The sequence below is a fragment of the Desulfobulbus oralis genome (genome assembly GCF_002952055.1).
Lineage (GTDB): Bacteria > Desulfobacterota > Desulfobulbia > Desulfobulbales > Desulfobulbaceae > Desulfobulbus > Desulfobulbus oralis.
The window spans coordinates 612,636-633,168 of the sequence record NZ_CP021255.1; the positions used below are offsets into that span (position 1 = coordinate 612,636).

The following is a 20,533-nucleotide window of genomic DNA, read 5'->3' on the forward strand; positions in this document are numbered from 1 at the left end:
AGCCGCAGGCTGCCCTGCTCAGTAGAGGGAGCTGCGCTGCTTGCGGCCGCTGGAGAAGCGGCCGATCAGCCAGCCCAGAAAAAGGGCCCCGGCGCCCGCCAGAAACCACATGATGGACTGGTTCATCTTGAGGGCCTTGTAGTCGATCTGCAACTGGGCCAGTTGTTCTTCCTGCTCCCGCAGGCGGGCCCGGGTCTCTTCCAGGGTGGTTTTGGTGTGTATGATGCTGTCCGGGTCCTGGGTCATGGTATCGTACTTGTCCTGGATGGTGCCCAGATCGGTCGTGCAGGAGGCCAGATCCTGCTTCAGCTTGTCGTTGGCCGTGCTCAGCTCCTTGAAGACATTGCCCGAATCGATGAGCACCTGACCGCTGCCGGAGCCGGGCTGGAAATAGTCTTCCGGCACCACGGGCGCGGTGCCCAGATACTTGGCCGCGACCCAGCCCGTTGTTCCGGACTGGCTCTTGACCTGTACCCAGTCGCCGACTTCCTTCAGCACCTCCAGCGGCTCGGAAAGATTGATGTTGGCCACAATCTTGCTTTTGGGCGCGGCCTGCTCCCGGATGGAGATATGCAGCAGCGGCCTGGCATAGCGGATATCGGTCGCCTGTGCCGGGGCCGGAACGAGGGGCAGGGCGAGACCCGCGGCCAGCAGGACCAGCAGCAGGAGGGAGCAGAGCGTTCGTTTGGGACAAAGAAAAGATTTCTGTATCATATCGTGTTCTCTGGTTGCTGCGGATTGATGTTTCCGCCTCTTTTTGGGGTATCGGGGCAGGATACCATAAAAACCTCCTTTGCCAAAACCGCTTTCACGGTTTGGGCTCAAGGGGCCGTCATTTCTTCCAGCGGGTGTTTTTCCAGCGTCGTGCCAGATCCTGCATGTTGCGGGCCGTGTCGGACTCGTCCACGATCTCGCGGCCCAGAATTTCTTCCAGAATATCCTCCATGCTGATCACGCCGGTGACGCTGCCGTATTCATCCACGACCACAAAGAGGTGCTGGCGTTTTTCGAAGAAGTCGAGAAAGATGCGGTCCACCGGGGCGCTTTCCGGCACAAAATGCACCGGCCGCATAAGGGTTTTCAGTGTTTTCTCGAAGTGCTGTTCGGCAGCGGCCATGAGGACGTCCTGGCTGAGCACGATGCCCACCACATTGTCCGGCTCGCCATCGTAGACCGGCACCCGGCTGTGCCGCCGCCACGGGTCTTCCATGTCGGCGGCTTCCCTGATGGTGAGCTTCACGGGGGCGGTAAAGGTCACGGTGCGGGGCGTCATGATGTCCCGGGCGGTGATCTGGCCCAGTTGCAGGACATTGGCGATCACCTTTTCCTGCTCTGCCTGAATGACGCCGGATTTGCGGCTCAGACTGGCGATGGTTTTCAGCTCCTCTGCGGAAAAGCGGTGCTGGACCTGGCCGCCGGGCACGAGCCGGGTCATCAGTTGCGCCACGATGACAAGCGGCTTCAGCACGAAGATCATGAGCCGGAGCGGCAGCACCATGTGCAGGCCTATCTGCTGGGCGAAATTGACGCCAATGGTCTTGGGCAGAATCTCCGTGAACAGCAGGATCGCCAGGGTAAAACAGAGGGAGAACCAGAGCAGCCCGTTCTGGCCGAAGAGCGCGGCAGCGGCCGCGCCGGCCACCGAGGCGCCAATGGTGTGGGCCAGGGTGTTCAGGGTGAGGATCGCGGTAATCGGCTGGTTGATGCTGGCCTTCATGGCCCTGAGCTGGCCGCCTCTGCCCGGATTTTTTTCCGCGAGCAATTCGACCTGCGTTGCCGACAGCGACAGCAGGGCTGCCTCGAACAGGGAGCAGAAGCCGGATGTGATCAGCGCACAGGACACGGCGGCAATGAAGACGAAGAGCAAGGTGACCTCCTTGTGAAGGCTTTGGCGTTTTCGGGCGGATGAAGCGGATTGCGGATTGTGGTTCCCCATGGATTGGGGTAAGAAAAGCACCTGAAAAAGTGCAAAAATCTTAAACGCTTCCTTGGCTTTTGAAAAGTCCTGTTCTCTGTCAACCTGGCTGGGAGGCCGGAACTGCCGTATGATGTTCGCTTTTGAAGTCGATGACGCGGCCCCGCGCGATTTCGCGGGCGCCGCTTTGGTTGTGGTGCTGAGCCGCGAAAAGGGCGCACGCAGCGATCTGGGCTGTGACCTGGGCAAGACGCTGCCGGCGGCCATTGCCCATGTGGCGGCATGCGGCGATCTGCTGAGCCGGCCGGACCAGCTGCTGTGGCTGTATCCGGCCCTGATGAACTGGCGCCGGGAAACGCCGTACCAGGCTGGCCGCATTCTTGTGGCTGCCCTGGCAGGCGATGATGCCGACCCGGACCTGCTGGCCGAAAGGCTCCGGCTCTGCGGCGGTCTCATCGCTGCCCAGCTCAAGCAGGTCCAGGCCAGAGAGGCGCTGCTGCTCTGGCCCCGGGATCTGAATCTGCAGCCAGCCGGGGCGCTGCGCGCGCTGGTGGAAGGACTGGCTCTGGGCAGCTACACCTTTGCCGGCTATAGGAGCGTTGCGGACAAGGACGGCGAAGCGCGGCGGACTTGCCGTTTCCGGCTTTACGGCGGTGATGGGGCCCAGGATCTGCAGGCGGCGGTGCACGAGGCCAGCGTGGCTGCCAGCGCCGTGGTGCGGGCCCGGGACATGGCCAACACGCCGGCCAACTACTGGACACCTGCGGAATTTGCGGCCACGGCGGCCAGATTGGGCAGGGGCAAAAGGCTGAAGGCCACGGTGCTGGACAAGGACGAACTGGAAAAGCAGGGCCTGAATGCAATTCTGGCCGTGGGCAGCGGCTCGGCCCGGCCGCCCACCTTATCGGTCGTGGAATACCATACGCGGAAAAAAGATCCGACCCTGATGCTGGTGGGCAAGGGGCTGACCTTCGATTCCGGGGGACTGTGCCTGAAACCGCCGGCAGGCATGGACGAGATGAAGTATGACATGTGCGGCGGCGCGGCGGTCATGGCCGTCATGCAGGCCCTCCCGGAGCTGGGCCTGTCCGGCTTGAATGTCGTGGGCCTGGTGCCGGCCGCGGAAAATCTTTCCGGCTCTGCGGCACTCAAGCCCGGCGATGTGCTGCAACATTTCGGCGGCCGTTACAGCGAGGTGGTCAACACCGACGCCGAAGGCCGGCTGGTGCTGGCCGATGCCATTGCCTACGGCATTGCCACGTTCAGACCGCAGGTGGTGATCGATGTGGCCACGCTCACCGGTGCGGCCGTGGTGGGGCTGGGGCATCACTACAGCGGCCTTTTGAGCAACAACGACGAGCTGGCCAGCCGCCTGGTGGCTGCGGGCCGGGTCACGGGCGAGCCGGTCTGGCGGCTGCCCCTGGGCGCGGAGTACCGCAGACAGCTCGATTCCACGGTGGCGGACCTCAAAAATGCGGCCGACCGCAGTGGCGGCACCATTACCGCGGCCTGTTATCTGCAGGAATTTGTGGGCGAGACGCCGTGGGCCCACCTGGATATTGCAGGAACTGCCTGGAATTTCACGGAAAAATCCTATGTGCCCAAAGGAGCTTCGGGCGTGGGCGTACGCACGTTGTTGCGGTTTTTGCTGGATTGGGGCAAAAATGTAGAGGCAGGCTGCCCACAAAACCCCCTTGCAAAGCGGGAAGGGCGCCGCAATCTCTGAACACGCAAGTCTGCCCCGTGCGCGGGCTTGCCCTCTCATGTCACGATGGAGGACGCCATGGCTTTGGTCAAACGGAAAGGCATTACCATCAGCCGCCAGCTTATGGACGAGCAGCGGATGTTTCCCGAGGCGACAGGCGCGCTGACCGCGTTGATGGCCGATCTGGTGGTTGCGGGCAAGATTATCAGCGCTGAGGTGAACATGGCGGGACTGGCCGATATCCTAGGGCAGTCCGGCCGCACCAACATCCAGGGCGAAGAGGTGCAGAAGCTGGATGTCTTTGCCAACAAGACCTTCAAACGCCGCATGGAACAGTGCGGCCATATCTGTGTGATGGCCTCGGAAGAGGAGGAAGACCCGGTGCCGGCCCTGCCGGGCTACGAGGGCAACTACACGATCGCCTTCGATCCCCTGGACGGTTCCTCGAATGTGGACGTGAACGTCAGCGTGGGCACCATTTTTTCCATCCATCGCCGCCTTTCCCCCCCGGGCGGGCCGGGTACCGAGGCCGATCTGCTGCAGCCGGGCTCCAGGCAGGTGGTGGCAGGCTATATTGTCTACGGCTCTTCCACCATGATCGTGTACACGAGCGGATCCGGCGTGCATGGCTTTACGCTGGATCCGAGTGTGGGAGAATTTTTCCTCTCTCACCCGAATATCCAGATCCCCGAGCTGGCCAGGTATTACAGCGTGAATGAGGCCTACTGGCCCTACTGGAACGACAATATCCGGGACTTTGTCGACTATCTGCGCGGCAGCGACAAGGGGCACGTGCCCTGCAGCGCCCGCTACATCGGCTCCCTGGTTTCCGACTTCCACCGCAATCTGGTGAAAGGCGGCATCTATATGTACCCGCGCGACACCAGAAGCGCGGATAAAACGGCAGGCAAACTGCGCCTGCTGTACGAGGCAGCACCCCTGGCCATGATTGTGGAACAGGCCGGCGGCTCCGCGGTGACCGACGACGGCCGGCGCATTCTGGACATCGTGCCGGAACGGCTGCACCAGCGGGTGCCGCTCATTATCGGGAGCAAACAGGATGTGGCCGTGGCGCTGCGTTTCCTGAAGGGCGAGCGGCCATAAACGGTAGCCGGGGCTGGCCCGGGTTGCGGAGGACTTTGGCATGACAGCACAGGAGAGGAAAAACATGAACGGCATGAAGGGGATGGACGAGCAGCGCGAGACTGTCCGTCTGGAGCATGCGCAGGCGGCCCGCATGTACAATGTGGACAGGATCGACGCCTGCATCAGTACCGGGCAGAGTCGCTATGAGGGCCCGCTGCTGGACCTGAGCGCGGGCGGCATGGCCATGCTGGCGCCCCTTTCCCTGCCGCTCAACCTGCCGGTTGATCTGGATCTCAATGTGGGCCAACACCGGATGCATGCCCAGGGCCTGATCAAAAACCGGAACAGGCTGGGCAGCCAGTACCGACTTGGGGTGCAGTTCACCAAGCTCGGCCCCGAGGACGAAGCCTTTTTACAACTGCTGTACGGGCCGGGCGGCACCTACGAGGAAGTGGACGGCCTGGCCGGCGAGTAGCTGCGCTGCCACTGCCAAAAAAGCCCCTGACCGAAGCAGCGGCCAGGGGCTTTTTGTCTGCGCTCAAATCTGTGCTCAGGGGCGCTCGCTGATCTCGACCAGCACGCCGCCCGTGGCCTTGGGATGAATGAAGGCGATCCTGCAGCCGCCTGCGCCCAGGCGCGGTTGTTCGTCGATCAGTTTGATCCCCTTGGCCTTCAGCTCGGCCAGGGCCTCTTCGATATTGGCAACCCGGAAGGCCACATGCTGGAAACCGCCCCGGCCGCCGTTTTTCTCGATGAACTTGGCAATCGGGCTGTCCGGCTGGGTGGCGACCAGCAGCTCCACCTCGGCCTCGCCGACCGGGCAGAATGCGGTCGTGACCTTCTGTTCGGCCACGGTTTCGGTGCCGGCCATTTTCAAGCCCATGATGTCGCACCAGAAGGCCTGACCTTCTTCCAGGCTATTGACGGCAATGCCCAGATGGTCGATCTGCAAAATGTTCATGCTCCTGTCTCCTTTGTGGGATGTTTTCTGATGACTGCCACAGGCAGCGTGGAGATGCTCGCAATATAGAGTGTCTGTTCCATGAATGGGCCGGCCCGCAGGATCAGGCGCTTTTCACGAACACGCCTGTCGGGTCGATCTCTTCGCGGATGAGCCGGATCTCTTCCTCGGTCGGGGCTGGAAATTCCGACAGCCTGTCCGACACCAGCAGCTCGAAGCCGGTGTTGTCCTGAATGCTCTCGACCGTCTCTCCCGGGAAGGTCTGGAGGAGGCGCATCCGGTGGCTTTTTTCCTCGAAGTCGAAGAGGCCGCGGGTGGTGATGACCCGGTAGGGCCCTTTGCCCTGCATGCCGGCCCTGAAGCGGGCCTCCGGGCTCCCGTCGAGAAAACCGGGGCTGGTGACGTAGGCGAGCTTCTGGCTGAACTTTTTCTTGTCGTGGGGCACGATGAGGATGGTCCGTTCGCAGGAGGCCGCCATGTCGGAAGCGCCGCCGCTGCCGGGCAGCCGGACTTTTGGCTTGCGGTAGGACTCCGGAAACTGGCCTATCATGGTGGAGTTGAGGTTGCCGTACATGTCCACCTCGGCGCCGCCGATAAAGCCGTAGTCCGCAAAGCCGCGCTGGGTCAGCTCGAAGGCGCTGCACAGGCCCTTGAGGTAGGAAGCGCCGGTGAAGGTTTTGGAATCGCCCACCGAAACCGGCAGGCCGCACTGCAGGGGCGGACCGACCGCGCCGGCCTCGAAGACCGGCAGCAGGCCCGGCGCGTGGGTGCGGATGGCCAGGAGTGCGGCCACCATGGGCAGACCTGTGCCCACGAACACGATTTTTTTGTCTTCCAGCGCCTTTGCGCCTGCCACGACGATGATTTCCTGGGCAGTATAGTCTCTTGCAGCAGTCATGATCGCTCCCTGTGGTTTCAGGCAAAGGCCTCGTAGTTTTCCCTTTCGGCGAGCTGCGCTTTCAGGAGTTCGGCAGAGGGCAGTTTGGCGAGATATTCCTCAAAGCTGTTCACGCCAAAGACATACTCGTCGTACCAGGCTTTCAGGGCTTCAGTGGATCCGCCCCTGATGATGGGCGTGACCAGGTTCGTGAACTCGTGGATGTATCGTTCGCTGAAGTAGTAGTGGCGGTGGCAGGCTCCCGGATAGGCGCCGAAGGGCACCTGCACCACCGCGTCCACGGCGGCAAAGGGGATGACGATGTCGTTCGGGCGTGTGGCCATCAGCTCGTGGGAAACCAGTTGCTCGCAGGTGATGATGGTGTGCTCCGAGGCCATGGCGATTTCCGGATCTGTGCCCTCGCTGCCGCGGATGACGCAGTTGCCGAACTTGTCCGCCGCCTGCACATGCAAGAGCGCCACATTCGGATGACTGGCCGGCACCAGCGAGATTTTGCGGCCTGTAAAGGGGCAGTCGATGACCTTGGTGCGGCTGGTTTTCAGAATATCGCTGCCCATGGGGCCGCGGCAGGGCATGAAGGGGATGCCCAGAGCGCCGGCCTTGAAGCGGGCCGACATATTGTAGTTGCTCCAGTCTTCGAACTCGATCAGCGCCTGTTCCGCCATGACGCGGCAGACCGGCGAAAGGCCGTAGCCCTCGTGCGCCCAGTAGGCGAGTTCCACCCGCCTGATGCTGCAGTGATCCGGCCGCGCGATCATGGCCCCGGCCAGCACGTCCGGGCCCATGCCCGCCGACTGAAAGGACAGGGTCAGATCCCGGAAGCCGTGGCGGATCAGCTCGTGGGCGCTGGCAATGGCCTGGCGAATGTCCACAAAGCCGCCGAAGGCCACATTGGCGCCTGGTTTGACAAACCGGTCAATGGCCTCTTTCAGGCTCATGCGTTTGTCGCGCATGGATTTGTCTTTTTTGACCAGTGCCGCTCTGGCCTCATCGGGCGACAGGCCAGTCCAGAACATCTTTTCTGAATTTTCCAATGCGCTACCTCACTTGAATCAGGTGGTTCCTGTTACGCCGGTGCGGGAGCGCCGGCTGCCTCGTACAAAAAAAGACCGGTGGCAAGGGGGCCTTGCCAGTCGGTCTTCGTGCCTGTTCTCCGTCCAGGGGAGCTCTGCTCCATGATGCCGTTGCGGATGATCGGGTCAATAAGACGCAGTGGAACTGCGCGCACGGGTCTTTGCTGCACTTACTCCAGAAGGTGATGCCGGGCTTGAAAAACGAAATGCCGTCGCATGGGCCGGAAAACAGGGTGACTGCGGTCCACACAGCTCCTGTACCTATAAAAAAAACGGCCGGATTTTGTCAACGGGAAAGAGCCGGAGGGCAAGGCCGGGCTTGTACGCCCACCCCTTTTCAGGTAAAGGAAGGAAGGGTTCCGCGCTCTCCTTTTGCCCGGGGCCAGCCATCATACAAGCAGCGGGGAGGCAGCATGAAAGTCTATACCGGCACCGGCGACCAGGGGCAGACCAATCTGTTTTCCGGCGAGCGGGTGGCCAAGCACAACGTGCGCATTGACGCCTACGGCGATCTGGACGAGCTGAATTCACTGGTGGGCGCGATCGCCGCACTCAGCCCGCAGAACGAGGCGGCGCTGGCGCAAGACCTGGCCGGCATCCAGCGCCGGCTCTTTGCCGCAGGCGCGTGGCTCGCCACCACGCCCGGCTCGTCCGCGGAACAACATCTGACGCCCTTTCCACCGGCAGCGGCGCGTGAACTGGAGGAGCGCATCGACGCCCTGAGCGCCCATCTGCCGGAGCTGCGCTCCTTCATCCTGCCGGGCGGCGTGCCGGTGGCGGCCTGGGCGCATGTGGGCCGCACGGTCTGCCGCCGGGCGGAGCGCAAACTGACTCTCTTGATGGCAAGCGAAGCGGGCTCGCAGCACGAAGGGCTCATTGCCATTCAGGTCTATCTGAACAGGCTGTCGGATTATCTGTTCACCGCCGCCCGCTATCTGAACCAGCAGCTCGGCCAGGGCGATGTGCCCGTGAAGTAAGGCGCACGGAGCTGGCCCTCGGCTTCTGCGGCAGGAAGCGCCAGGCCGGCCCGCCGCCTGGCGGGCTGGGGACTTGTGCCCCCGTTCCGGCCCCGCGACAATCCGTTCGCAGCACACAAAAAAGTGCAGGCAAAGCACTGCCTGCCTCCCTTTTCGCCCCCTTTCCGAAGCCGTTTCCTAGTGCGCCATCTGGCTGCATGTGACGTAGTCCCAGCAGTCCGGATTGGCAAAGAGCTTGCGCAGAAAGGCCTGATGCAGGCTGTGGCCGGAGCAGGTGGCGGTGATATGCCCCAGAATGGGCGCGCCGGCCAGGGCCGCATCGCCGATGAGATCCAGTATCTTGTGACGAACGAACTCGTCCTGGTAGCGCAGCCCGCCCTCGTTCAGCACGCTGCGGCGGTTCCAGTGGATGGCCACCACGTTGTCCAGTGAGCCGCCCAGCGCCAGCCCGTTTTGCCACAGTTCCTCCACCTGTTCCACATAGCCGAAGGTACGGGCCTTGGCGATGTTGTCGATGAAATTCCTGCGGTTGACCGTGGCGTCGTAGTGCTGCGTTTTGATCAGGTCAGCCTCGAAGTCGATGGTGCAACTGATATTGAAGTCGTCGTCCGGCTCCACCCTCATGCTCTTGCCCTTTTCCCGGTATTCCAGGGGCTTGGTGATGCGCAGATAGCGCCGTTCCGCATCCTGACGGCTGCGGCCCGCCTGCTGCAGAGCCTCCACAAAGGGCCAGGCGCTGCCGTCCATGATGGGCACCTCGCGATTGTCCACGGTCACGCGGGCGTTGTCGATGCCCAGGCCGCGCAGGGTAGCCATCAGGTGTTCCACCGTGGAGACCTGCGTCTGCCCTTCGCTCAGCCGGGTGGCCAGCATGGTCGCGCCCACCAGATCATAGCGGGCCGGAATGACCGGCTGTCTGGACAGATCGGTGCGGACAAAGCTGATGCCGCTGTCCACTGGCGCAGGATAGATGCCAATACGTACCTTCTGGCCGGAATGCAGCCCGATACCGGTGCAGAATGCGGGTTGGCGCAGAGTATATTGATGCTGTTCCAAAGTTGTTTCCATGTATGTGCTCGTTGGTTTGGCGTAACGAAGGCTGGTGATGCCTGTGTACGGGAGCAGAGCAAAAAACACGCCAAAGCAGACTGGCCCTAATTTTTTTTGGATTTGTACCGTATTGCCAAGGATATTGATAGGTTGCATAAAAAGGGCCAAGATGCGTGCCCAGTTTTTTACAGGGTGAATCTGTGGCAAAAAAGGCACAATCCCTCTTTGTCGGCAGCGCCGTGTTTTTTTTGCCACAGGTGGGGCCTGTTCGAGCAGTCACGAGCGGCTGACAGCGGCGAGGATGAGGGCGTCGAAGGCCGCGTCCAGACCGACCTGCATGCGCAGGCAGTACAGCGGCAGTTCGAGGGTATGGACAAGGGGGGCCAGCTTGACCAGATCCTTTTCGGTGGTGACGAGCGCCTGGGCCCCGCATCGCCGGGCCTTGGCGCACAGGAGCGGCAGGTGGGCGGCCCTGTAGGCGTGGTGATCGTCCAGGGCGCAGACCCCCTTGAGCGGCACCTGGAGCGAGGCGAGGCTCTGGAAAAAGGCCCCTGGTTCGGCAATGCCGCAGAAGGCAAAGAGGCCTGTGGCCATTTGCGCCTGGGCAACAGCCAGGGGGAGGCAGTCGCAATCGCCGCCGGGATTCAGGCGGATGGCGCCTGCCGCCGTGTAAGCGGCCAGGAAGACCGGCCTGTCCGGAAAGCGCCGCGTGAGGGCCTCGCCAAAGGCCGTGGCTCCGGCCCGGTTGCCCTCGCCCACCGTGGTCAGGACAAAAGCCGTGGCCCGCTTCAGGGCAGAGAGGGGCTCGCGCAGTTCGCCGCCGGGAAAGACCCGGCCATTGCCGCTCAGCCGGTCGGCATTGAAGAGCGCCAGATTCACATCCCGATCCACGGCCAGATGCTGGAAACCGTCGTCCAGAATGAGGACCTCTGCGCCCATCCTGATCGCTGCCGCAGCAGGCAGATGGCGTTTTTTGCCGGTCAGCACCGGAACGCCCGGCAGGGTATCGGCCAGCCATCGGGGCTCGTCTCCAGCCTCCTGCGCGGACAGCAGCGCCCCCCTGCCCTCCGACACCACGTTGACCGGCCCTCTGGCCCTGCCGCCGTAGCCCCGGCTGATGATGGCCGGCTTGTGGCCATGAGCCAGCAAAAGCCGCGCCACATACTGCACCAGGGGGCTTTTGCCGGTGCCGCCCATGGACAGATTGCCCACGCTCACGACCGGCGCCGGCATCCTGCGTACGCGCATGAGACCGTGGGCATAGGCCTGGGCTCTGGCCTGCATGGCCAGAGCGTAGAGCGGGCCGAAGGGACGGCCCAGGGTAAAGGCAAGCGCCCGCAGGTCCATGTCAGTTGGCACTCTTTTTGCGCTGGATATGATATTTTTTCATCTTGTACTGCAGGAGGCTCTTGGACAGGCCCAGCTTTTCCGCCGCCCTGGCCTGCACATCGTCGGCCTCTTCCAGGGCCCGGCGTACCAGTCGTTCCTCGATGCCGTCCATGATTTCGTTCAGGGTCAGATTGTCCGGTATGAACTGGCCCAGATCCAGGGTCTCGCTCCACTGGCGGTTGCCGCGCCGGCAGCCGCCGTCCGGCTGCACGTCTTCCGGCCTGATGGTGTTGTCCTCGCAGAGGATGGCTGCGCGCTCGATGGTGTTTTCCAGTTCCCGGACATTGCCTTCCCAGGGCAGGCTGATCAGCAGCCGGAGCGCCTCCACCGAGAGGTCCAGTTGCTTGCCGAGGTTTTTGCCGCTTTTGCCGATAAAATGGGTCACCAGGGGCGGAATGTCGTCGCGCCGCTCCCGAAGCGGGGCCAGATGGATGTGGATGACGTTCAGGCGGTAGTACAGATCTTCCCGGAAGGTGCCGCGTTCGATTTCATCCTTCAGATCCTTGTTGGTGGCGGCCAGAATGCGCACATCCGCGTGCAGGGTCTGGTTGCCGCCCACCCGCTCAAAAACCTTTTCCTGCAGGACGCGCAGGAGTTTGGCCTGGAGCCGCGGGGCCATTTCACCGATTTCGTCCAGAAAGAGTGTGCCGCCGTCGGCCAGTTCGAAGCGGCCCTTGCGCATGGAAATGGCATCGGTAAAGGCCCCTTTTTCGTGGCCGAAGAGTTCGCTTTCCAGCAGCGTTTCGGAGAGTGCCGCGCAGTTGACCGAAATGAACGGCGCATCCTTGCGGTCGCTGAGGAAGTGGATGGCCCGGGCCACCAGTTCCTTGCCAGTGCCGGATTCGCCGGTGATGAGCACGGAGGAGCCGGTGGGCGCGACCTTTTCAATCAACTGGTACACCGTCTGCATGGACGGGCTTTTGCCGATCATGCCGGCAAAGCCGGCGCGGGGGCTGGCTTCCTGCTTGAGCCGCCGGACCTCCAGCGCCAGACTGTAGTGCTCGATGGCCTTGGCGGCATTGGCCAGCAGCTGCCGGTTGGAAAAGGGTTTGGCCAGATAGGTGAAGGCGCCCAGATGCATGGCCTCGACAGCACGCTCCACCTCGGCATAGGCGGTGATGAGAATGACCGGCAGTTCGGGGTCGAATTCCTTGATTTTTTTCAGGAATTCGATGCCGTCCATGCCGGGCATCTTCATGTCTGTGAGCACCAGATCCAAATCTGTCGTGCGCAGCAGCGGCAGTGCCGCCTCGGCGCTGTCCGCGGTAAAGACCTCGTAGCCCTCGTCCTTCAGCAGTTCGGAAAGCACGATCTGGTAATTCGGTTCATCGTCGACAACAAGAATACTGTGCATGACACGGGTGCGTTCTTGGGAAAGGGGAAACCCGTTTCGGGTGAACGGAGCTTACAATCCGAGCGCGGCCAGGAGCGGCGGCAGCAGTCTGCAGGGCGGGCAGAAATTGCTTTTCCAGCCGGCCATGGGACGGTTGGAGCGGACCGCGCCGTGGAAGTCGCTACCGCCGGTAACCAGAAGTCCATGGTTTTGGGCAAATTCCAGGAGTGCGCGGCGGAGCTGCCTGCCGTGGGACGGATACCAGACCTCGATGCCGTCGATGCCCGCCTCGACCAGTTCCGCGCTCAGCCTCAGCATCACTTCGTGGTCTGGCGAGAGCACGCCCGGGTGGGCCAGCACAGCCTTGCCGCCGCTCTGGTGAATGATGTCGATGGTCTCAGCCGCCGTGTAGCTGAATCGCGGGACCCAGGCCGCCTTGCCGTGGCCCAGATACTGATCGAAGGCCGCATCCACCGAGGGCACGACGCCCCGGGCCACGAGAAGCTGGGCGAAGTGGGGCCGACCGGTCTGACCGTGTCTGGAAATGTCCTGGAGTTCCTCTGCGCTGATGTGAATGCCCAGGTCGTCCAGTTTGGCCAGAATGGCCCGGTTCCGCTCGCTGCGGCCATGCTGCACGGGTTTGAGCTTCGTGTGCAGTTCGGAGTGGTGCGGGTCTATGCCATAGCCCAGAATATGCACCGTGTGCTCCCGGAGCGTGGTGCTGATTTCCACGCCGCTTATCACCGTGAGCCCGGCTTCCTGGCCGTATCGCAGCAGTTCGGGCACGCCGGCCACGGTATCGTGGTCGGTCAGGGCCAGAGCTTTCAGCCGCCTGGCCAGCGCCATGGCCACCAGCTCTTTGGGGGAGAGGTTGCCGTCCGAATAGGATGAATGGGTATGCAGATCTATGCACATGGCGGAAAAACCGGGTTAAAGGTGGCAAGGAGAGTACCCTGCCCGCCGGGTGGTGTCAATCCGATGTTCCCGGGCCACGGCCTGCCGGAGCGGCGCCGGCTCTGGAAATGCATTGCAAAGCCTCAGGCCTGTTCAGGGGCACGGCACGCTTCTTTTGCTGTCGGGGAAAAATACAAGGAGTAAACAGGATGGGCAGTCTGCCCATGTGCAGGGGCGGTTGAACGCAGAAAAAGGCCTGTTTTGGGAGGCAAAGCCATGGCCTTTTTGAATGGGTACATCTCGGAAGAGGACCTTCAAAAGTACAAGCTGCGGGAGCGTTTTAAAGCGGAGATTCGCCGTTTCCCCAGAGAACCTGAATGGGTGCGCGTCCTGGGCGGGATATCTTTCTGAGCCACCTGAGGGGGAGATCCTGCGATGCAAGTTACCAAGTGGGATATTTTACCGGTAGCTTCTCATTGCCAATGCACCGCTCGGTCAGGGAAAGAAAAGCTTAAAAGGACAGGGCGGGATGCTGGGAGAGTTGACAGCGGCAAATCCGGCTGTCGTGCCCGGACTGCTGATTGCCGGGCCCGAAAAAAACGAAAGATGCCGAGCCGCTACCGCTGCATGGGCCGCTCCGACCTGGTCGCCTGGCAATGGGCAGCTCCGTAGCGACCGGTCTCCCGAGCACATTGCAGGGCCTATTCGCCTGGACTATCCAGAGGATCAAATCATGCGCATCAGTGGGAGACCATCTCCCGCTGAAGTTTTTAACCTTGCCCTCACCGCTGCACTTGCAACTTGCATGCATCGGGGAGATCACTCCATGGTCTTGCCGGTATCCGCCTCAATAGTGCTCGCGTCTGGTGGAACGGCAGCATCTGCCCTGTCGCTTTCACTTGCCGGCTTGCCCTCGAGCTCCTGCAACATGCGCTGGGCTTTGGGCGCCAGATCGGATTCCGGATAGCTGCTCAGCAGATACTGCAAGCGCTGTTTGGCTGCGCCTTCCTTGCCGGTGCGCCTGTAAAATTCCGCCACCCGATACTCATGATGCGCCAGGAATTCCTGCGCGTCCTTGATCTTTCGGGTCGCCTCCTGGGAATAGGGTGAGTTGGGCGCGGCGTTCAGCAGGCGGGTGAAGGACTCAACGGCCAGCCGCATGCTTCCGGGATCACGATCGACACGGTCGGCCCGCGAATAGTCGCACATGCCATACTGAAAGAGGACATAGGGGATGGCCTCGTTGGTCGGATGCCTGCTCTCAAAGGCCTGGTAATGCTTTTTGGCCTCGTCGTACTTGCCGTCGTAATAGTAGGCATCGGCCAGCTTCAGCTCCGCCAGCATGGCCTCCTGACTGAAGGGATGCTCTTCCAGAAGCTTGGAGAAGGCTTTGGCGGCAGTCTTGTAATGACCCACCTCATAGGCTGTCATGCCTTCCTGCAGCCGGGTTTCCGGCGGTACGCCCTTCAGGACTTCCTCTTCCTCGCCGACCGTTACATTGCTGAACATCCCGTCAAAGACGGAACAGCCGCTCAAAAGAGGCAAACAGGCGACCAGGCACGCAAGCACAATACGGGTGCAGGTCAGGACCTGTGGGGTACGCAAACGCTGTCTTTTCATGAATTCACTCTTGTGGGGCATTTTCCTGTTCGAGATACTGTTCGGCCGAAAGCGCTGCCACCGCCCCTTCGCTGGTGGCATTGACAATCTGACGGAAGCGCTTGCTACGGATATCGCCGGCGGCGAACACGCCGGGGAGCGTGGTGGCCATAGTCTCGTCGGTCAGGAGAAAACCCGAGCGGTCGTGCTGCAGTTTGTCCAGCGGCAGGCCCTCGTTGTTCGGCTGAATCCCGATGAACATGAACACGCCGGTCACGGCAAGCCGCTGTTCCCGGCCGGCATTGTCGGTTGCAATCAGCGCCTCCACGCCACCTTGGCCGCCCTGGATGGCGCTGACTCGGGAGTTCCAGAGGAATTCGATCTTGGGCTCGGCAAAGGCCCGTTCCTGCAGCACCTTGGTGGCACGCAGCTCGTCGCGGCGATGGATGATCGTGACTTTGCTGGCAAACCTGGTCAGATGCAGCGCCTCCTGAACGGCAGTGTTGCCGCCGCCCACCACGGCAATCTCCTGATTCCGGTAAAAGGGGCCGTCGCAGGTGGCACAGTAGGAAACGCCCCGCCCGGCGAATTCGCGCTCGCCCGGAATATCCAGTTTGCGCGCCCGTGCGCCATTGCAGAGGATGATGGCATCGGCGGTGATCACCTCGCCGTTTTCCAGAGTGCAGCGTTTTTCCCGGCCTTCCAGGGCAAAGGATGCAATGGCGGCCAGTTTCTTTTCCAGCCCGAAGCGATCGGCGTGGGCAGCCATCTTGTCCATCAGATCGTAGCCGGAAATGCTGTCCGCAAAACCGGGGTAGTTTTCCACCCGGTCGGTAATCAGCACCTGCCCGCCCAAGGCCGCTTTCTCGATGAGCAGGGTCGTGATGCGCGCCCGTGCGGCGTAGAGACCAGCGGTCAGCCCTGCGGGGCCGCCGCCGACAATCAGCAGTTGATAGTGCGATGCAGTCATAGGAGAGACTCCCAACATAAAAAAAGCACGCGCCCGCTTGCAGTGCGGAGGCGTGCTTTCTCGGGCATAAAAAAACCGAATCAGAGAATCTTGTCGATCATGGCCTTTAACTGGGCCTTGCCGACAGCGCCGGTCACCTGATCCACCGCTTCGCCGTTTTTAAACACGATGAGCGTAGGAATGGCGCGGATGCCAAACTTGCCGGGTGTGGTCGGGTTGTCGTCAACGTTCATCTTGGCGATCACGGCCCTGCCGTCATACTCTGCCGCCAGCTCCTCGACCACTGGACCGATACTTTTGCATGGCCCGCACCAGGGCGCCCAGAAATCCACCAGACAGGGCAATTGGCTCGCCAACACCTTGTTTTCAAATTCGCTGTCCGATACGTGCACTACCTTGTCGTTTGCCATGTTTTCACTCCCTGAAGCGCTTGAACCCAAGTATCGTTATGCAGGCGGTGCAGCACACCGCAACAGTTGTATGCCTGTGGTGAACGAGGCGGGATTTGAACCCGCGACCTTTGGCTTCGGAGGCCAACGCTCTATCCAGCTGAGCTACCCGTCCACAGATCTGATTGCCGTTTTCATACCACAGGCCAGCAGCCATGACCAGCTTTTTGTAGGCGGCTCAGGCTGTGTCCGCCATCATAAGCACGATTGCCGTGGTGGCAAGCGGCACCCCATGCATCCGTCCAATTCCGGGCTTCCGCTTGTCAGGCACACGGGACCCATTCACAGCTCCTGCCAGCAGGGGGCCTTGCCGCTGCCTGGCCTCAGGGTAATCAGCGCAACTTCCGCTGGCACTCCCATCCGCACCGGAAAACCCGCCCACAGACCGGCGCCGCTGGTCACATAGAGCGCCATGTCTGCGACCTGGTACCAACCCCGGACAAAGCCCCTGTTCGCCTGCTGCACGATCCTGTCCATGCCGATGCACTGGCCGCCATGCGTGTGGCCGGAGAGCTGCAGGTCGATGCCGGCCCGGGCATTGCGACGGGCGCGTCTGGGACCATGATCCAGCAGAACGCGGACTGCACCCTCGGCTCTGCCCGGGAGGCCGGCAAACACCTGTTCCACCCCGAGCGGCTGCCGGCCTATGCGCCGGGCCGCGCGGTCGTCCAGACCGGCCAGCACCAGCCTGGCCCGGCCATGCTTCAGGACCAGACCCTCGTTGTGCAAAACCCGGATGCCCACCTTGTGGTACAGCTGCATCCAGCCCGCATAATCGCTGTAATATTCGTGGTTGCCGGTACAGGCAAAGACCCCGTGTTTCGCTGTCAGGCCCGCATACTCCAAAGCCGCCTGGATGCGGTTGCCGCCCCTGGCCACCCGGTATTCCCAGCGGCCGTCCGCCAGATCGCCGCTCAGGGCGATCACATCCGGGGCCGTGGCATTGGTTATCTCCACAATCGTCCGCACCCAGTTGATGCTGGTCAGCGGTCCCACGTGGATGTCGGCCAGATGCGCGATTTTGAAACCGTCGAGTTCCGACGGCAGGTCTGGCAGAAAAAGCACCATCCGGTGCAGGGAGGGCACCTCCGTGCCCTTGTACAGACCGGCTGCCGAGGCACCCAGGGAAAAGGCCGGCGGCACGAACGAACAGACCAGCGTGCCGCTTTTCCTGAGGAAGCTGCGGCGGCTGGACGAAAAAGCGGCATGGCTCGCGTTTGGCGGCGCAAGGCGGCGAAACAGCCAGCGACAGAGGCGGAGGCCATCCAGACAGAAGGTCCAGAGGAACAGCAGAATCAATGCGGTAAAGAGCCAGATCTGCAGCGTCAGGAGCCAGGCCGGTATATCCGGTCCGGCAAGGTTGCGGAACAGGGCCGAATCGATGGCATACACCTGCGACACCACTGCCAGCCCCAGAATGGCGGCAATCCGCCGGGGCCAGGACCAGTCGTGCCGCAACAGCGCATGCCCGGCCAACCAGCATGCCGGCAGCAGAATGGCGAAGAAAAGAGTCAGCATATTGAATCAGACGAAACAGTCGGAAGGGAAGGCTGCAGGCCGTGCTCACCCGCCCCTGCCGTCGAGTCGCTGCATGTAGCTTGCCCACTCCACAGGCAGCAGGCTCTGTTTTTTGGTATTGCAGTCCTTGCAGCAGGGGACGAGGTTGTCTTTGGTGCTGCGGCCGCCCCGTGAAAGCGGCACAACGTGGTCCATGGTCAAATTGGCGTAGCCCACCTTTTTGCCGCAGTACCAGCACTCGCCGCTTGCAGTTTTCTGCTGCCACCAGCGGGTCTTCCGCAGTTGCCGGGCCTTGTCGCGCTCCCGCCGGAGCTCCGCCTCGTCCGGCTCGCTCATGCCCATGAGCGCCCGCAGCATTTCCTGTTCGTTCATACCGCAGCCCCCGGCTTGAGCAGTGACCGCACCTGGCCCACCAAATAGAGGGAACCAGCCACGCAGAGCAAATCCTCCGGCCCGGTATCCGCCAAGGCCGCGTTCAGCGCCGCGGCCACCGGCTCCACTACCCGGGTTCTGGCCCGCTCGGCAGGAGCGAGCCCCTGCTGCAACTCGCCGGGCCTGGCCGAGCGCAGGGTTTCGGCCCGGGTCAGAATGATGCTGCCGGCCAGCGCGAAGAGCCGGCTGCGCGCTGCCGCCATGTTCTTGTCCGCCATATTGCCCCAGATCAGCACGATGCGGCGCCCTGCCTCCAGGGCCTCCAGCGCCGCACAGAGGGCCGCCACGCCCGCCTCGTTGTGCGCTCCATCCAGAACAATGCGGCGGCCTCGTGCCTGCAGGTATTCCATGCGACCCGGCCAGTGCACTGCCGCCATGCCGCGCCGGATGGCCGCTTCGTCCACCGGCAGGCGCCCAGCCACGAGTTCCAGCGCGGCCAGGGCCAAAGCCGCGTTCAGGACCTGATGCTCGCCCGGCAACACAAGCGGCAGATCCCGAAATTCCCGGCCGTGAATGCCGCGATAATACAGACCATGGGGCCGCATTGCCGCCGAAAAATCACGGCCGAACAGGTAGAGCGGGCTCGCGTTCCGTGTACAGCATGCTTCTATGACTGCCCTGCTGTCGCCGTTTCGGCCGGAGCAGACCACCGGCACCCCGGGCTTGATGATGCCCGCTTTTTCCGCGGCAATGCTTTTGAGGTCCGCACCCAAATAGGCCTCGTGATCGCGACTGATATCGGTGATGATCGATACGAGCGGCTGCACCACATTGGTGGCATCCAGCCGGCCACCCAGCCCGGTTTCCAGGATGGCGACGTCCACCTGCTTTTCGGCCAGCCAGCGGAAGGCCGCAAGGGTCGCGCATTCAAACCAGGTGGGCTCCGGGCCGGCCGGAATCGCCGCGATCTCCCGGCGCAGCGCTGTCATCAGGGCAGCGAATTCCGCTTCGCTGATGAGCTCCTCTCCGATGGCGAAACGCTCCCGCACACTCACCAGATGTGGCGAGGAATACAAGCCTGCACGCCAGCCAGCCGCCCCAAAGAGCGAACGCAATGTACTGCCCACCGAGCCCTTGCCGTTGGTTCCGGCAATGTGGATGCAGGCCAGTCCCCGTTCCGGATGGCCCAGACCTGCCAGCAGCAGCCGCATGGTCTCAAGTCCCAGCTTGATGCGAAACATCTGCAGGCTGTCCAGGTACGCGCAGGATTCAGAATAGTCCATCAGAAAAGAAAAAAGGCTGTCACTACGGATTGAGCAAAAGAGACATGGTGGGACAGGGGGGCGAGACCCCCGAAACGCCACTGGTGGTGTGGCCGTACAAAAAATAAATAAAAACAATATATTACAGTACAGATTTAGTTATTGTAGCACAGTCTTGTCCCAGCGTATAGCAATTTTCCCGGGACACGCGCCCGAAAGGCGGCCAGAGCCGCTGCCGAAAAAAGCGGCCACAGGCTTTGCCCTTTTCCAACAGGTTGCTGTCCCTTGCCGCCACCTCATAGCAGGGTAAAGCGGTTTTTGTGAAAGCGCAGCAGGCCCTCCTTTTGCATCAGGCCCAGCTCGCGGGAAAGGGCACTGCGGTCGACACTGAGGTAGTCGGCCAACTCCTGCCGGTTGAAGGGAATTTCCACGGTGTCACGGCCCTTGTCGAGCCGGGAGGACAGAAAGGCCAGGAGCCTGTCGCGGGTGCTGCGGAGCGACAGGCATTGCATCTTCGTGGCCAGATGCACATTTTTTTCCGCGAGGATACAGGCCATGTTGGCAATTATCCGGGCATGGACGGCACAGGCGTTGGAGCATCTGGTGACAATGCGCTCATAGTCGGCCAACAGCACTTCCGTGCGCCCGCAGGCGACCACGTCAAAGGGCAGGGCCCCTATTCCGGCACAGGCAAAGGCCTCGGCAAAGAGTTCGCCCTCGGGCACCTGGGCCAGGATCATCCGGCGGCCCCGGAAATCTTCGTGCACTATCCGCACACCGCCGGAAAGGACAATGCCCACGGAAAACTTTCGCTCTCCGGCCCGGAAAATCGCGGCCCCGTCGGAGCAGCTCCGACGGACCGCTGCCAGACAGCGCAGCACGGGAGCAAATTCGCCGGCCTCGATGCCTGCAAACAGGCGGCAGCGCGTCCGTAATTCGGAAATTTTCATTTTGCGGCCCTTGTTGCAAATGCAACTGCTTTTTCCCCCTGTATAGGGTATATGTGGCAATCAGGGTGTACCTGTTTTCTGTCCACAGCGCCAGCATTGTCTCACCGGATGGTCGCGCTTTTCCTGGAAGCA

General features: G+C 62.0%; 21 protein-coding genes and 1 tRNA gene. 5 read left to right on the forward strand and 17 right to left on the reverse strand.

Annotated features, from left to right (window positions below):
• Positions 1 to 18: 18 nt before the first annotated feature.
• Both CAY53_RS02600 and CAY53_RS02605 read right to left on the reverse strand, forming a co-directional pair.
• Positions 19 to 714 (reverse strand): TIGR04211 family SH3 domain-containing protein, encoded by a 696-nt coding sequence (locus CAY53_RS02600; protein ID WP_104935803.1) that lies wholly within the window; start codon positions 712 to 714, stop codon positions 19 to 21.
• A 118-nt stretch (positions 715 to 832) separates the two neighbouring features.
• Entirely contained in the window at positions 833 to 1,867 is a 1,035-nt protein-coding gene (locus CAY53_RS02605; protein ID WP_104935804.1) for a hemolysin family protein, read from the reverse strand.
• 178 nt (positions 1,868 to 2,045) lie between these two features.
• Between CAY53_RS02605 and CAY53_RS02610 the strand changes: the two genes are divergently transcribed.
• The 3 genes from CAY53_RS02610 (at position 2,046) to CAY53_RS02620 (ending at position 5,181) form a co-directional block, all read left to right on the forward strand.
• Positions 2,046 to 3,641 (forward strand): leucyl aminopeptidase, encoded by a 1,596-nt coding sequence (locus tag CAY53_RS02610; protein ID WP_104935805.1) that lies wholly within the window; start codon positions 2,046 to 2,048, stop codon positions 3,639 to 3,641.
• Positions 3,642 to 3,698: 57 nt separating this feature from the next.
• Positions 3,699 to 4,724, forward strand: coding sequence for a class 1 fructose-bisphosphatase (gene fbp, locus CAY53_RS02615; protein ID WP_104935806.1), 1,026 nt, complete (start codon positions 3,699 to 3,701; stop codon positions 4,722 to 4,724).
• A gap of 64 nt (positions 4,725 to 4,788) precedes the next feature.
• Positions 4,789 to 5,181 carry a PilZ domain-containing protein gene (locus CAY53_RS02620; protein ID WP_181040376.1) on the forward strand — a complete coding sequence of 131 codons (393 nt, stop codon included), beginning with the start codon at positions 4,789 to 4,791 and terminating at the stop codon, positions 5,179 to 5,181.
• A 75-nt stretch (positions 5,182 to 5,256) separates the two neighbouring features.
• On the opposite strand, the gene mce is transcribed toward CAY53_RS02620, so the two are convergent.
• The 3 genes from mce to CAY53_RS02635 form a co-directional block, all read right to left on the reverse strand.
• Positions 5,257 to 5,667: a methylmalonyl-CoA epimerase gene (gene mce, locus CAY53_RS02625; RefSeq protein WP_104935808.1), complete on the reverse strand. Its 411-nt coding sequence runs from the start codon at positions 5,665 to 5,667 to the stop codon at positions 5,257 to 5,259.
• A gap of 103 nt (positions 5,668 to 5,770) precedes the next feature.
• Positions 5,771 to 6,565: a CoA-transferase subunit beta gene (locus CAY53_RS02630; RefSeq protein WP_104935809.1), complete on the reverse strand. Its 795-nt coding sequence runs from the start codon at positions 6,563 to 6,565 to the stop codon at positions 5,771 to 5,773.
• Positions 6,566 to 6,582: 17 nt separating this feature from the next.
• Positions 6,583 to 7,581 carry a CoA transferase subunit A gene (locus CAY53_RS02635; RefSeq protein ID WP_181040378.1) on the reverse strand — a complete coding sequence of 333 codons (999 nt, stop codon included), beginning with the start codon at positions 7,579 to 7,581 and terminating at the stop codon, positions 6,583 to 6,585.
• A 470-nt stretch (positions 7,582 to 8,051) separates the two neighbouring features.
• Between CAY53_RS02635 and CAY53_RS02640 the strand changes: the two genes are divergently transcribed.
• Positions 8,052 to 8,615 (forward strand): cob(I)yrinic acid a,c-diamide adenosyltransferase, encoded by a 564-nt coding sequence (locus CAY53_RS02640; RefSeq protein WP_104935811.1) that lies wholly within the window; start codon positions 8,052 to 8,054, stop codon positions 8,613 to 8,615.
• Positions 8,616 to 8,792: 177 nt separating this feature from the next.
• Here the strand turns inward: CAY53_RS02640 and lpxC are convergent, their stop codons facing one another.
• The 4 genes from lpxC to CAY53_RS02660 all read right to left on the reverse strand — a co-directional run bounded on the left by lpxC (position 8,793) and on the right by CAY53_RS02660 (position 13,302).
• The gene (gene lpxC, locus CAY53_RS02645; protein WP_104935812.1) at positions 8,793 to 9,683 is read right to left on the reverse strand and encodes a UDP-3-O-acyl-N-acetylglucosamine deacetylase; all 891 of its coding nucleotides are present in this window, start codon (positions 9,681 to 9,683) and stop codon (positions 8,793 to 8,795) included.
• Between the two features lie 258 nt (positions 9,684 to 9,941).
• A complete protein-coding gene (lpxK, locus tag CAY53_RS02650; RefSeq protein ID WP_181040379.1) occupies positions 9,942 to 11,024 on the reverse strand; it encodes a tetraacyldisaccharide 4'-kinase in 1,083 nt (360 codons plus the stop codon).
• Entirely contained in the window at positions 11,014 to 12,408 is a 1,395-nt protein-coding gene (locus CAY53_RS02655; RefSeq protein WP_104935814.1) for a sigma-54-dependent transcriptional regulator, read from the reverse strand. The genes lpxK and CAY53_RS02655 overlap by 11 nt, the downstream gene beginning before the upstream one ends.
• A gap of 51 nt (positions 12,409 to 12,459) precedes the next feature.
• A complete protein-coding gene (locus tag CAY53_RS02660; protein ID WP_104935815.1) occupies positions 12,460 to 13,302 on the reverse strand; it encodes a PHP domain-containing protein in 843 nt (280 codons plus the stop codon).
• Positions 13,303 to 13,557: 255 nt separating this feature from the next.
• Between CAY53_RS02660 and CAY53_RS13685 the strand changes: the two genes are divergently transcribed.
• On the forward strand, positions 13,558 to 13,692 hold the full coding sequence (locus CAY53_RS13685; RefSeq protein ID WP_281261041.1) for a hypothetical protein: 135 nt from the start codon (positions 13,558 to 13,560) through the stop codon (positions 13,690 to 13,692).
• 408 nt (positions 13,693 to 14,100) lie between these two features.
• Here the strand turns inward: CAY53_RS13685 and CAY53_RS02665 are convergent, their stop codons facing one another.
• The 8 genes from CAY53_RS02665 to CAY53_RS02700 form a co-directional block, all read right to left on the reverse strand.
• A complete protein-coding gene (locus tag CAY53_RS02665) occupies positions 14,101 to 14,901 on the reverse strand; it encodes an outer membrane protein assembly factor BamD (protein WP_181040381.1) in 801 nt (266 codons plus the stop codon).
• A 4-nt stretch (positions 14,902 to 14,905) separates the two neighbouring features.
• Positions 14,906 to 15,850: a thioredoxin-disulfide reductase gene (gene trxB / locus CAY53_RS02670; protein ID WP_104935817.1), complete on the reverse strand. Its 945-nt coding sequence runs from the start codon at positions 15,848 to 15,850 to the stop codon at positions 14,906 to 14,908.
• A gap of 80 nt (positions 15,851 to 15,930) precedes the next feature.
• A complete protein-coding gene (gene trxA, locus CAY53_RS02675) occupies positions 15,931 to 16,260 on the reverse strand; it encodes a thioredoxin (protein ID WP_104935818.1) in 330 nt (109 codons plus the stop codon).
• A gap of 77 nt (positions 16,261 to 16,337) precedes the next feature.
• A tRNA-Arg gene (locus CAY53_RS02680) sits at positions 16,338 to 16,414 on the reverse strand.
• 167 nt (positions 16,415 to 16,581) lie between these two features.
• Complete coding sequence (locus tag CAY53_RS02685; RefSeq protein ID WP_104935819.1) at positions 16,582 to 17,817, reverse strand: metallophosphoesterase; 1,236 nt, start codon at positions 17,815 to 17,817, stop codon at positions 16,582 to 16,584.
• A 45-nt stretch (positions 17,818 to 17,862) separates the two neighbouring features.
• On the reverse strand, positions 17,863 to 18,189 hold the full coding sequence (locus CAY53_RS02690) for an HNH endonuclease (protein ID WP_017866383.1): 327 nt from the start codon (positions 18,187 to 18,189) through the stop codon (positions 17,863 to 17,865).
• Positions 18,186 to 19,472: a bifunctional folylpolyglutamate synthase/dihydrofolate synthase gene (locus CAY53_RS02695; protein ID WP_104935820.1), complete on the reverse strand. Its 1,287-nt coding sequence runs from the start codon at positions 19,470 to 19,472 to the stop codon at positions 18,186 to 18,188. Before CAY53_RS02695 ends, CAY53_RS02690 begins: the two co-directional genes overlap by 4 nt.
• 275 nt (positions 19,473 to 19,747) lie before the next feature.
• Positions 19,748 to 20,401 carry a Crp/Fnr family transcriptional regulator gene (locus tag CAY53_RS02700; protein ID WP_017866385.1) on the reverse strand — a complete coding sequence of 218 codons (654 nt, stop codon included), beginning with the start codon at positions 20,399 to 20,401 and terminating at the stop codon, positions 19,748 to 19,750.
• Positions 20,402 to 20,533: the final 132 nt, after the last annotated feature.

Bases quoted from the DNA above. Each gene is read 5' to 3' on its own strand.
- lpxC (WP_104935812.1), bottom strand. From the start codon at position 9,683: ATGGAAACAACTTTGGAACAGCATCAATATACTCTGCGCCAACCCGCA.
- CAY53_RS02690 (WP_017866383.1), bottom strand. From the start codon at position 18,189: ATGAACGAACAGGAAATGCTGCGGGCGCTCATGGGCATGAGCGAGCCG.
- CAY53_RS13685 (WP_281261041.1), top strand. From the start codon at position 13,558: ATGGCCTTTTTGAATGGGTACATCTCGGAAGAGGACCTTCAAAAGTAC.
- CAY53_RS02600 (WP_104935803.1), bottom strand. From the start codon at position 714: ATGATACAGAAATCTTTTCTTTGTCCCAAACGAACGCTCTGCTCCCTC.
- CAY53_RS02620 (WP_181040376.1), top strand. From the start codon at position 4,789: ATGAACGGCATGAAGGGGATGGACGAGCAGCGCGAGACTGTCCGTCTG.
- trxA (WP_104935818.1), bottom strand. From the start codon at position 16,260: ATGGCAAACGACAAGGTAGTGCACGTATCGGACAGCGAATTTGAAAAC.
- CAY53_RS02655 (WP_104935814.1), bottom strand. From the start codon at position 12,408: ATGCACAGTATTCTTGTTGTCGACGATGAACCGAATTACCAGATCGTG.
- CAY53_RS02665 (WP_181040381.1), bottom strand. From the start codon at position 14,901: ATGAAAAGACAGCGTTTGCGTACCCCACAGGTCCTGACCTGCACCCGT.
- trxB (WP_104935817.1), bottom strand. From the start codon at position 15,850: ATGACTGCATCGCACTATCAACTGCTGATTGTCGGCGGCGGCCCCGCA.
- CAY53_RS02700 (WP_017866385.1), bottom strand. From the start codon at position 20,401: ATGAAAATTTCCGAATTACGGACGCGCTGCCGCCTGTTTGCAGGCATC.
- mce (WP_104935808.1), bottom strand. From the start codon at position 5,667: ATGAACATTTTGCAGATCGACCATCTGGGCATTGCCGTCAATAGCCTG.
- CAY53_RS02685 (WP_104935819.1), bottom strand. From the start codon at position 17,817: ATGCTGACTCTTTTCTTCGCCATTCTGCTGCCGGCATGCTGGTTGGCC.
- fbp (WP_104935806.1), top strand. From the start codon at position 3,699: ATGGCTTTGGTCAAACGGAAAGGCATTACCATCAGCCGCCAGCTTATG.
- CAY53_RS02635 (WP_181040378.1), bottom strand. From the start codon at position 7,581: ATGTTCTGGACTGGCCTGTCGCCCGATGAGGCCAGAGCGGCACTGGTC.
- CAY53_RS02660 (WP_104935815.1), bottom strand. From the start codon at position 13,302: ATGTGCATAGATCTGCATACCCATTCATCCTATTCGGACGGCAACCTC.
- CAY53_RS02630 (WP_104935809.1), bottom strand. From the start codon at position 6,565: ATGACTGCTGCAAGAGACTATACTGCCCAGGAAATCATCGTCGTGGCA.
- CAY53_RS02610 (WP_104935805.1), top strand. From the start codon at position 2,046: ATGATGTTCGCTTTTGAAGTCGATGACGCGGCCCCGCGCGATTTCGCG.
- CAY53_RS02695 (WP_104935820.1), bottom strand. From the start codon at position 19,472: ATGGACTATTCTGAATCCTGCGCGTACCTGGACAGCCTGCAGATGTTT.
- CAY53_RS02640 (WP_104935811.1), top strand. From the start codon at position 8,052: ATGAAAGTCTATACCGGCACCGGCGACCAGGGGCAGACCAATCTGTTT.